A 279-nucleotide genomic window follows, 5' to 3' on the forward strand; every position below is an offset into this window, starting at 1 on the left:
GTATATACGTAGTGCATAGGCTTGTTCCCACAACATACTTTTAGTGGCCGACGCCGTCAAAAACCAAACCGGACAGCAGGGCGCCGTCCTCTTGTCCGTTGAAGCCGGTTTCGGCTTTAAAACCGCCGGCAAAGAGCAAAACCAACACTACCGCCAAAGCCGGCAAAGAGCAAAACCAACACTACCGCCAAAGCCGGCAAAGCAGCCTGAAAGCCGGTGGCGACATCAATATCCGCAGCCGCGAGGGCGACATTACCGTCCAAGGCAGCAACATTACTG

General features: G+C 54.5%; 1 protein-coding gene. It reads left to right on the forward strand.

What is annotated here, in order from left to right; translation table 11 throughout:
* Window positions 1-98: 98 nt before the first annotated feature.
* Window positions 99-279, forward strand: a 181-nt coding sequence (locus tag ACTHS4_RS11905) for a hemagglutinin repeat-containing protein (RefSeq protein WP_440365989.1), incomplete at its 3' end; no start/stop codon positions are given.

It is taken from the genome of Neisseria sp. P0014.S009 (assembly GCF_051958155.1).
Taxonomy (GTDB): domain Bacteria; phylum Pseudomonadota; class Gammaproteobacteria; order Burkholderiales; family Neisseriaceae; genus Neisseria; species Neisseria flavescens_C.